The sequence below is a fragment of the Nostoc sp. genome, from assembly GCF_036917815.1.
Taxonomy (GTDB): domain Bacteria; phylum Cyanobacteriota; class Cyanobacteriia; order Cyanobacteriales; family Nostocaceae; genus Nostoc.
In genome coordinates, this window is record NZ_JBALEK010000027.1 from 39,661 (window position 1) to 50,460 (window position 10,800).

The following is a 10,800-nucleotide window of genomic DNA, read 5'->3' on the forward strand; positions in this document are numbered from 1 at the left end:
TTTAGCAGGAGTGGACTCAATACGGTTCGGTTAAGGCAAGAGACGCGATAAATCGCCGTCTTGACAAAGGACTGATTATTGTAAAGACGGCGATTTATCGCGTCTTTGCGATTAGCGGCGTGTCATCAAAAAACCTTATCCGAACCGTATTGGGAGTAACCTTATCCGAACCGTATTGGGAGTGGACTATGAGGTACGTAACTACAGGTGAGCGCATCGGCTACGAGCGCGGTAAACAAGAAGGTGAACAATGGCTGATTTTAAGGTTATTACAAAGACGAGTGGGAGAATTATCACCACAATTGCAAGAGCGCATCCAATCTCTTTCTTTAAATCAGTTAGAAAACCTTGGCGAAGCTTTGTTAGATTTTACTGTTATGGAAGATTTATTTAACTGGTTGCAAACAAATAAATCAGCTTAAAATAAAAAGGGCAGGTAGAAAACCCGCCCTCAAAGTAATCAGTATTTAAACTAAACTAAACTAGCGATCGCAACTTAATTACCAATTGACGGCGCACTCAAAGAAACCTTTAGTGTTTCTTGTTTTTGCTGTGCTAATGTCGGCACGGAATCACGCAATCTTGCCGTCAATTGTACAGTTGTAGCGTCGTACATCTGAGTCAGCAATTTTGGATAGAAACCAACACCAATAATTGGAATTAACAAACAGGCAATGATAAATACTTCACGGGGTTCGGCATCTATCAAAGCTTGGTGAGAAACTAATTCTTTGTTCTCCTCTCCGTAGAAAATTTCTCGCAACATGGACAACAGATAAATTGGAGTTAAAATCACTCCAACTGCCATCAAAAACACCACAATGACTTTGAAGGTAGAGCTATAAGCATCACTAGTAGCAAAGCCCACAAATACCATCAATTCTGCTACGAAACCGCTCATCCCTGGCAATGCTAAAGAAGCCATTGAACAGGTAGTGAACATAGCGAAAATCTTCGGCATTCTCTTAGCGACACCGCCCATTTCATCCAACATTAGGGTGTGGGTGCGATCGTAAGTTGCGCCCACTAGGAAGAACAAACTCGCCCCAATTAACCCGTGGGAAACCATTTGCAAAACTGCCCCACTCAATCCCAAATCGGTGAAGGAGGCAATACCAATCATGACAAAGCCCATGTGGGAAATTGAGGAGTAGGCAATTTTTCGCTTCAGGTTGCGCTGGGCAAAGGATGTCAAGGCAGCGTAGATGATATTAACTACCCCCAAAACCACCAATACTGGTGCAAAGAAAGCGTGGGCATCGGGGAGCATTTGGGCATTCATCCGAACTAAGGCATAACCGCCCATTTTCAGCAGAATACCTGCCAATAACATGTGTACGGGCGCTGTAGCTTCACCGTGGGCATCAGGTAGCCAGGTGTGCAAGGGAATAATCGGCAACTTGACGGCGTAGGCAATGAGGAAGCCAGCATAGAGGGCAAGTTGCAAATTGAGGGCGAAATCTTTGAGGGCGAGCGATCGCATGTCGAACGTCACCGTATCGCCGTAAAATGCCATTGTCAGGGCAGACAACAAAATAAACAGCGACCCGCCGGCGGTGTATAAAATAAATTTAGTCGCTGCATATTGTCGTCTTTTGCCTCCCCAAATCGACAGCAAAAAGTATATCGGTACTAGTTCCAGTTCCCACACCAGGAAAAACAACAGCATATCCTGGACAGCGAACACGGCAATTTGACCGCCATACATCGCCAAAATCAAGAAGAAAAATAGCTTGGGCTTGAAGGTAACAGGCCAAGCTGCTAAAATCGCCAGCGTGGTAATGAATCCAGTCAAAATAATTAGGGGCATGGACAAGCCATCTGCCCCTACTGACCAATTCAAACCCAATTGGGGTACCCAGGGGTAACTCTCCACCAACTGCAAATCTGGATTGGAGAAATCATACCCAGTATAAAAAGCGTAAACAATTAGTGCAAAATCTATCAGCCCGACGATGAGGGAGTACCAGCGCACTGTTTTGCCTTCTTTGTCAGGGATGATGGGAAGAAGTAGCGACGCCGCTATCGGAAACAGAATAATCGTCGTCAGCCAGGGGAAATTAGCTATATTCATCACAATCAATCTGCTATCAAAATCATGTTTGGCAAAAAGTCACTAGTTATTAACTAACAGCTTTTTAGCAATTTTTCCTTCATTGTTAGGTTGATTTAATTAAATTGGCAATCCCCCATTTGGTATCCGAGGAGTCTATTTTGACTTGAGGGAATGCAGAATATCAGTTTAAATACTGGTAATCAAGTCAAAAATTTACCCTAACAAAAGCCGCTGAACTAGAATTTAAGGAATGTGCGATGTCTACGACAAGCCGCTCCGCGTCTACGCGTAATCCAACCCATCGCTAAAAATACACTATGCTGTTTGGTGGTTGTTGAAAAAAGCGATTTGATGCAAAAAAAGCATAACAGGAGAAATAACCAGATGATGATCGCACAAATTGAAAGTCAAATTCGTTATGTCACCAACGTAAATGGAGAAACAACAGATGTACTCGTCCCTCTAGAACTTTGGCAACAGCTTATAAGTTTGATAAATTCTGATAATGTCAGTAGTTTAACTTGGATTGATGAACAAGAGCCAAAAGCACAAATATTAGCCGACCTGCAAGAGTCTGTGCGACAAGCAGCAGTAGGACAAACTTTCCCAGTTTCAGAGCTTTGGGACGATATCAAAGCCTAGATTTATGGCAGAAGTTCGTTCGTTTTACATATCGCTTCAAACGCTGTCTCAAAATTCTGACTAAACAACTATTTAGTGTTATCGATACATGGATTACCCATTTCATAATCTTGACCCAGAAAAGTTTCAGCAGTTCTGCCAAGCACTACTGACAAAAGAATATCCCAACGTCCAATGTTTTCCGGTTGCACAACCGGATGGGGGACGAGATGCGGTGGCCTATTTAGGAATGGATTCTGACCGCAGTTTTATAATGTACCAAATCAAGTTGGTAAAACGACCGTTTGCTTTACCTGATCCTCATAAATGGTTGGTAAAAATATTAGAGGAGGAAGCACCAAAACTTAAGAAGCAAATTCCTAAGGGAGCAACTCAATTTATCTTGATTACTAATGTTCCGGGAACTGCACATCCTGACTCAGGCTCCATAGATAAAGCTAATCAACTACTTAATAAGCTTGGTGTACCATCCATGTGCTGGTGGCTTGATGATTTAAACCGCAGACTGGATAGCTCTTGGGATTTAAAGTGGGTATATCCTGAGTTGATGACAGGCCCAGACTTAATTAGATCAGTTATTGAGTCTAGGCTTTCAGAAAATAGTGAGCGCAGGTCTGATGCAATTCGTTCTTTTGTCAAACATCAATTTTGTCAAGAGCAAGAGGTTAAATTCAGGCAAGTAGAACTGCAAAATAGGCTGTTAGATTTATTTATAGATGTTCCAATTTCTCCTCCGCAAATAGATACAAATAGCAAGAAATCAATTAAGTCATATAGAATATATCATCATGTTGCTTCAAATATTGAAAGAAATAGAAATACTCAAGTACATACTCTGAAGGGGGGACAAAATCAGCTACAAGACAGACTCTATAAGCTTCATAGCTCTTAGACCTTGTTGATAATACTTATATTTATTGCGATTTAATTTCATTAATTCCGTGACTAAATCCATACAAACATCCTTGAAATTGACCCAAGTTTGACCATATAAGCCGATATAAAAACTACTATGTCTCCGTTCCGTTCGACCATGTTCTTTGATCCGAGCAATATATTTTTGTATTCCTTTACGTTTGATTTGTTGACCCTGAATTGTTGCAGAAGAGTAAGCAATTGCTATCAATAAAACTAGAGAAATAAAGCGTTCACCAGTTACATTTGTATCCTCTAAATTATAGCCTCCCTTCTTGAAATCTCTAAACATTTCTTCAATATCAAATCTTTGTTTATAGGCAGAAATAGCCAATTTTAACGCCTCAAAATTCGTTAAGATAAACCATCCTTCTTTCGGTGCTACTCCGTTAATTTTACGTTTCCATTTACAAGCAACGTTAAAGCTCATAAAACCGCGAGTCTTTGTTACCTTTACACCTTGAATAAAAAATGATACTCCTGGTTCTAATCCCAGACTGTTTAATTCCTGAAAAATATCTTTTTCAACCTCTACAAATTCGTTCTTTTTTAATCGCAAGCAAAAGTATACACCCAATGATTGAAGGTACTTAGCGAGTTTTACAGAACAAAATTCTCTATCACCTAATACACATATTTTATAGTTGTGAAAAAGGGGACTTACTTGAGACAATAGTTTTTGTTGCTCATCTATGTTACTACTCCCTAATTTGGGCAATAATTTAAAATAGATTGGAAATGCTCTTTTATCCCAAATGACACTCACCATAAACAAATTTATTCGACTCCAGTTAGTTCTATCAATTGCTACATAAATTATTTTTTCATTAGTAAAATATATTGATAACCATTCTTTTATAATGGGAAACCAAATTTTTTCAATTGTTAAATTTGGTAATGAGAGAAATCTTTGTATTCTTTTTCTTCTACTCTCAAATTTAATTGGCAAAGGTATCCCATTCGCTAACCTTTCTAAATTCACATTTTTAATTGACTGTAAGATGTTCACCAAAATTTGGAGAAACAGGTATTCTGCTAGACTCAATTGACTTTTTAAGTGCTTTTGATAGAATAAAGGTATCATTTTCATTAGATAGGTCTTATTGACAATATCTGACCTATCTTTTTTTACCATACATCGTTACATTCTTTACACGGTCTTGTTTTCAGTCTTGTTTGTCGCCCCGTCAGGTACATACTACTTTGAGTGATGTTAATTTGTACTCTAATAATATTAGATCAGAAGAACGGGAAATAGTTGGCGCAGCAACATTTCTACTCCATATCTTGGTTCAAAAAAATATCCCTATAATAGTTATCGAGGGTGCGCCTGGACAAGGTAAATCGACAATAGCTCAATATGTGTGCCAAGTACATCGAATGCGAGTATTGGGCAATGATGAAGTATTACGTTCTTTATCGACAGATTATAAGGATGAAACGTTAGAAAAATTGCCTCCTATACATAGATACTCTCCAGTTCGTCTACCATTCAAAATTGATTTGAGAGATTTGGCAACTTGGCTTGATAAAAAAAATCCTTTTTCACTTGATGAAGAAGAAGAACTTCCTTATAATTGGCAAAAATCTTTAGAATCATTTCTTGCCGCTTTAGTACGGCATGATTCAGGCGGTGGTGAGTTTGATGTCAGTGATCTGCGTGCTGTAATGAAACTCAGTCCAGTACTACTTATTTTTGATGGGCTTGATGAAGTTGCTGATATCTTCAAAAGGCAGGAAGTTGTTAATGAGATTGTTATTGGTGTAAATCGTCTTGAAACAATAGCTGAATCACTTCAAGTTGTTGTAACAAGTCGCCCAGCAGCATTTGCTAATTCGCCTGGTCTTCCACAGGATAAGTTTCCACACTATCAGCTTGATTCCCTAACTCGTACTCTGATTGACGAATATACAACCAATTGGATTAAGGCACGAAAGCTTGATAATAAAGAAGCTGCGGAAATTAGAAAGGTTATAAAAGAAAAGCTAAATCAACCACATCTGCGCGATTTATCTAAAAATCCAATGCAGTTGACAATATTACTAAGCCTTATTCGTAGTCAAGGTTTATCGCTTCCAGAAAAAAGAACGGCTCTTTACGATGATTATATAAAGCATTTTCTAGATCGTGAAGCAGCAAAGACCCCTATAGTTCGTGACCACCGAGAACTTTTAATAAATGTTCAAAGATATTTTGCTTGGATACTTCATACAGAAGCAGAGCAGGGAGGCAATGGAAGCATCTCTAAAGACAAACTTTATGAACTTCTTTCAAAATATCTTGATGATGAAGGTCATTCTAAATCATTATTAGATGAATTATTTAGGGGCATGGTAGAACGCATAATGGCACTTGTACAACGTGTTGAAGGTATGTATGAATTTGAAGTTCAACCACTGCGAGAGTACTTCACGGCGCGATACCTTTATGATACTGCTCCTTATTCTCCAACTGGAAATGAAAAAACGGGGACATTGCCTGATCGTTTTGATGCCATAGCACGTAATTTTTACTGGTTCAACGTTACGAGATTTTATGCTGGCTGCTATACCAAAGGTGAACTACCTTCACTGATTGACAGGTTACAAGATTTAATTGAACAGGAAGGATATCGACTAATTAGTCATCCAAGGATATTAGCAGCTACTCTACTTTCTGACTGGGTATTTAAGCAACATCCTAAATCTGTTAAAGCTGTTGTTGAACTGATACTGGATGGGATTGGATTGCGATATGTATTACCCTCCAATAGCCGCCGCCTTGGTTTAGGAAACCCTCTCATACTTCCAAAAGATTGTGGACAAGAAGAACTAATCAGTCATTGCTTCAAAAGCCTGCAGAAAATTCCTCCTAAAGACTATGCTTTAGAAATAATAGATTTAATCAGAGTAAATGCCACAGTAGATGAAATTTTAACTCTATGGAAAAGATATTTTTGTAATCTGAATAATATTCAACAAGGTGATTGGCTTGAGTATGGATACTATTTAGGTATTTTAAATAAAATTAGTTTAGCTGACTTAAAAATAATTTTTTCAGATGATTTTAATCGCTCAAAATGCTTGTCTATTCTTTTTAAGATTAGGCGATTTGATTATTGTGAAATGACTAAAGAAAATTTTATTTTAACTATACAGGAAATTTTACAAAGAAATATTGTAGTTGATAATCGCCGAAATATCAAGATAAATAGCATCATAGAGCTATTCTGTCACTCTATTGACGTAAGCCGATATGCATTAGCTTTTAAAGCAAGAACTTTTAACATTAAATTATCTCAATTTTGGGAACATGACATTCACATAGTCAATCATGGAAGAGTTTTCTTTCACCCTATTCTGAGTAGAAAGTATGTTAAATCGATACTTGAATTTCAAGAAATTGCTAATTGTTATGAGATTTTAGAAACAGCCGAACACGAATCGCAGCGTAGTGTACAAGAATGGGCAACTGATATTACCCCTTGGGACAATCTTGTTGAAATGTGTCGCAAAGTTTGGGGTGATAACTGGTCTTTTTTTGATCTCGCAAACCTAGGTAGTGGAATTAAATCTAAAAGTGAAACATGCAAAGATTTCCCTGAACTTCTTGAACACTCAAAATCCCTATGCCGACGAACACGTTATGCAAGGTTGCAAGCTGGTAGACCAATTTGGTGGCAACAACAATTGGAAAAAGTGGTTGACGAAATGGATGCCATGTTTATTACATTAGTTCTTGTAACCTGGGGTAGTTCAACAACATTAGGAAGTCTGGTTAATTTTATTGATCCTTACATTAGAAAATTATCCTCTAAAAATTGGCAGAGGTTATATTATTCCGTAGAAAATGCTGTTCTTTTAACAGAAGACTTAGGTAATCGAATTATCCACTTTAACGTTGACTCAATGCCAATAAATTTGGATGCAAAGACAGTTACTTTACTTGCTCTACGTGCGAGAGATCAAAGTAAAATAAAGTTCTACAGTTCATATCTTAGTGCGTATGCTGGATGTGATCCATTAGTACTAAAATTCCGCCAAGAGTTGGCTCTTGATCTTCTTCAAACAAATGAAACTGATTGGCATCCTGTTTTGGAAGTGATTGCTCAAAGTTATGCTAAAGGATCAATATCAGAGGAATATGCTTCCTACTGGTTTGCACATCGCATTGCTAGAAGAGCAGAAAAAACGTCTTTGCCAATTGATCTTGCTGAGGAGATTGCTGAACACCCTGATCGTTATCCTGGATTTTTGGTTGCAGCAGCGGAAGCTATATGTAAGGATGTTGTGGCATCTCAAACGATTGCTGTAGGGGAGATAGCACGTAGGGATAAATGGTTTTCAATCTAGAATAGACAATTACAAGGCTTGAGTATACTGTCTCTATACGCTGAATAAAGACTGGTATTGATCCGTTGCTCAACCATCTTTATTATTCCTTTAGGATACTTATATCTGAGTATGTCCAAAAAAATAAATGCGATGCCTGGGTTGCTTCTAGCCATTGCACACAACCCAAAATGCAATTTATTAAATTTAAAGTCACTATATTTTGTAAATAACTTGTCACTAGCTCAAGAAGAGAGTTTGGATGTTGTAGAAATAAAAGTTAATTGCAGTAATCTATAAAATAAATTATTCCCTAATGCGGGCATCTGGCAACCAAACCAGGAAATCAAGAAATAATGTAGGGGCGGACATTCGCCCACCCCGATTAAAATCAGGTAACACCAAAGACAATCACTAAGCCCAAAACAGCCCCAAATACAATCAAGGCATAGAATTGAGCGCGACCGTTTTCTAGGTACTTCAGACCTTCACCGCTAACAAGGGTGAAAAAGCCTGTGAGGTTAACAGCACCATCGACAACGCGGAAGTCAACTTCCATAACTTGTCTAGCTAGGCGACGCAAGCCGAGGACAAAAACCCGATGGTAAATGTCATCAAAGTACCACTTGTTGAGGGATAACTCGTAAAGTGGTTGGATTTTAGCAGCGATCGCCGCCGGGTCAATTTTACGGCGCAAATACATTAACGAAGCTAAGGTAATCGCAACCAAAGAAATTCCCACTGAGGCACCCGCCATGATGTAGAATTCTGTCGGATTGAACTCGGAAGCCTTTTCTATAACTTCGGAGAGAGTTTCACTAGGAGGAAAGATAAACTCTTCAAAATAATTGGCGTAAGGAGTTCCCACCAAACCAATCAAAATCGAAGGCACTGCTAGCAGTGCCAACGGCAGGGTCATTGTCCACGGCGATTCGTGAGGTGAGTCGCTGTGATGCCCGTGGGAGTCATGGGAGTCATGATGCTGACTAGTTGCGGCCAATTCTCCTTTCTTCATCGCCCCAGGCCCAAAATTCGGGGCTGGTTCTTGTGACTCTAATTCCAGGACAATTGTCGCTGTCGCCTTTTTGAGTTTTTGCTTGATTTTCTCGTCATTACCCCGGAATTCGCCTTCAAATGTCGAGAAATACATTCTGAACATATAAAAAGCAGTAATCCCGGCAGTTAGCCAGCCAATCAACCAGAGGAATGGGTTAGCTTCAAAAGCTTTCCCCAGAATTTCATCTTTTGACCAGAAGCCAGCAAAGGGCGGAATACCAGAAATTGCCAAGCAACCAATCAAAAAGGTAATTGATGTGACGGGCATATACTTTCGCAATCCACCCATCAAGCGCATATCTTGCGCTAAGGCGGGATCGTGACCGACAACTCCTTCCATGCCGTGAATTACTGAACCGGAACCCAAGAACAGCATCGCCTTGAAATAGGCGTGGGTCATCAGGTGGAATAGTCCAGCACTGTAGGAACCTATTCCCATTGCCATCACCATGTAACCGAGTTGGGAAATGGTGGAATAAGCCAAGCCCTTTTTGATGTCGTTTTGGGTAATGGCAATAGTTGCCCCCAAAAACGCCGTAAACGCCCCAGTAAAGGCAATGACATTCATTGCGGCTGGAACGTCTTCAAATACTGGGTACATCCGGGCAATGAGGAAAACACCCGCCGCCACCATTGTTGCTGCGTGAATCAAGGCAGAAATGGGAGTGGGGCCTTCCATCGCATCTGGTAGCCAGACGTGGAGGGGGAATTGGGCTGATTTCGCCACTGGCCCTAAGAAAACTAAAATCGCCAACAGGACAGCGAGAAAATTGCTGATCGAACCTGATTCTACGAGTTGGGCGAGGCGATCGCCCATGATATTAAAATCAAAGCTTCCCGTTGCCCAGAACAGCCCCAAAATGCCGAGTAACAAACCAAAGTCGCCCACGCGGTTGGTGACAAATGCTTTTTGCGCGGCATCGGCTGCTGACTTGCGATCGTACCAAAAGCCGACCAGCAAGTAAGAACACATCCCCACCAGTTCCCAGAAGATATAAATCTGTACTAGGTTGGGACTGACCACCAAACCTAACATTGAGGAGCCAAATAAACTGAGATAGGCGTAAAACCTCACGTAACTGGGATCGTGAGCCATGTAGCCATCGGTGTAAAGCATGACTAAGCAGGCTACCGTTGTGACAATCACCAGCATTAGGGCTGTTAGGTGGTCAATAGTGTAGCCCATGCTCAGGTGAAAATTACCTGCTGCCGCCCACTCAAAGGTGCGAATATAAGCCGCGTGTCCTTGAATTTGACTCCATAGCAAGGCAAAGGACAGCCCCATAGCTGCTGCCATCATGGAGATAATCACCACAGCGTTAAGCTGGCGGAGGCGGTTTGTCACCTGATTCAACGAGATTAACCCTAGACCGACCAGCATTGCCCCAAAAAGAGGGAACACCGGAATCAGCCAGGCATACTGATAGATTACTTCCATCACTGACGCCTACTTTTAGAATTCTTGATTAGCGTGTCGAAACTGTTAATAATTGTGACACACACCCTTTAGGATAAAATAACCCACCCAAAGGTCTTTGGGTGGGGTGTTAAGCATGGTTTTAGATTTGGTCACTGGTCATTTGTCATTGATCATTGGTCATTTGTCATTAGTCCAATGCCACATACACCATCACCTCATTCCCAGGGGCTGCTGCCTCTGGTCAAGAAAGAGGAGGCGGCAGCCCCCCAGAATGGTTTCCCAGCCTCCAGGCTGGGAACCAGTTAAATAATTGTGACACACACCCTTTAGGATAAAATAACCCACCCAAAGGTCTTTGGGTGGGGTGTTAAGCATGGTTTTAGATTTGGTCACTGGTCAT

Annotated in this window: 6 protein-coding genes and 1 pseudogene; 4 read left to right on the top strand and 3 right to left on the bottom strand. The window is 40.4% G+C overall.

Annotated elements, in window-relative coordinates; translation table 11 throughout:
* Positions 1–179 precede the first annotated feature (179 nt).
* Positions 180–422 (top strand): annotated as a pseudogene (locus tag V7K97_RS07685) (DUF4351 domain-containing protein); the annotation flags it as partial.
* A 74-nt stretch (positions 423–496) separates the two neighbouring features.
* Here the strand turns inward: V7K97_RS07685 and V7K97_RS07690 are convergent.
* Positions 497–2,074 carry an NAD(P)H-quinone oxidoreductase subunit 4 gene (locus V7K97_RS07690; RefSeq protein WP_334800239.1) on the bottom strand — a complete coding sequence of 526 codons (1,578 nt, stop codon included), beginning with the start codon at positions 2,072–2,074 and terminating at the stop codon, positions 497–499.
* 366 nt (positions 2,075–2,440) lie between these two features.
* On the opposite strand from V7K97_RS07690, the gene V7K97_RS07695 reads away from it, so the two are divergent.
* Together V7K97_RS07695 and V7K97_RS07700 are read left to right on the top strand one after the other, a co-directional pair.
* On the top strand, positions 2,441–2,698 hold the full coding sequence (locus V7K97_RS07695) for a hypothetical protein (protein WP_334800240.1): 258 nt from the start codon (positions 2,441–2,443) through the stop codon (positions 2,696–2,698).
* Between the two features lie 88 nt (positions 2,699–2,786).
* Positions 2,787–3,590, top strand: coding sequence for a hypothetical protein (locus V7K97_RS07700; RefSeq protein WP_334800242.1), 804 nt, complete (start codon positions 2,787–2,789; stop codon positions 3,588–3,590).
* Here V7K97_RS07700 and V7K97_RS07705 read toward each other — a convergent pair.
* The gene (locus V7K97_RS07705; protein ID WP_334800253.1) at positions 3,555–4,697 is read right to left on the bottom strand and encodes an IS4 family transposase; all 1,143 of its coding nucleotides are present in this window, start codon (positions 4,695–4,697) and stop codon (positions 3,555–3,557) included. The genes V7K97_RS07700 and V7K97_RS07705 overlap by 36 nt on opposite strands.
* Before the next feature lie 119 nt (positions 4,698–4,816).
* Between V7K97_RS07705 and V7K97_RS07710 the strand changes: the two genes are divergently transcribed.
* The gene (locus tag V7K97_RS07710; RefSeq protein WP_334800243.1) at positions 4,817–7,945 is read left to right on the top strand and encodes an NACHT domain-containing protein; all 3,129 of its coding nucleotides are present in this window, start codon (positions 4,817–4,819) and stop codon (positions 7,943–7,945) included.
* A 370-nt stretch (positions 7,946–8,315) separates the two neighbouring features.
* Here the strand turns inward: V7K97_RS07710 and V7K97_RS07715 are convergent, their stop codons facing one another.
* Entirely contained in the window at positions 8,316–10,418 is a 2,103-nt protein-coding gene (locus V7K97_RS07715; RefSeq protein ID WP_334800246.1) for an NAD(P)H-quinone oxidoreductase subunit 5, read from the bottom strand.
* Between the last annotated feature and the right edge of the window lie 382 nt (positions 10,419–10,800).

Bases quoted from the DNA above. Each gene is read 5' to 3' on its own strand.
- V7K97_RS07690 (WP_334800239.1), bottom strand. From the start codon at position 2,074: ATGAATATAGCTAATTTCCCCTGGCTGACGACGATTATTCTGTTTCCG.
- V7K97_RS07715 (WP_334800246.1), bottom strand. From the start codon at position 10,418: ATGGAAGTAATCTATCAGTATGCCTGGCTGATTCCGGTGTTCCCTCTT.
- V7K97_RS07700 (WP_334800242.1), top strand. From the start codon at position 2,787: ATGGATTACCCATTTCATAATCTTGACCCAGAAAAGTTTCAGCAGTTC.
- V7K97_RS07705 (WP_334800253.1), bottom strand. From the start codon at position 4,697: ATGATACCTTTATTCTATCAAAAGCACTTAAAAAGTCAATTGAGTCTA.
- V7K97_RS07695 (WP_334800240.1), top strand. From the start codon at position 2,441: ATGATGATCGCACAAATTGAAAGTCAAATTCGTTATGTCACCAACGTA.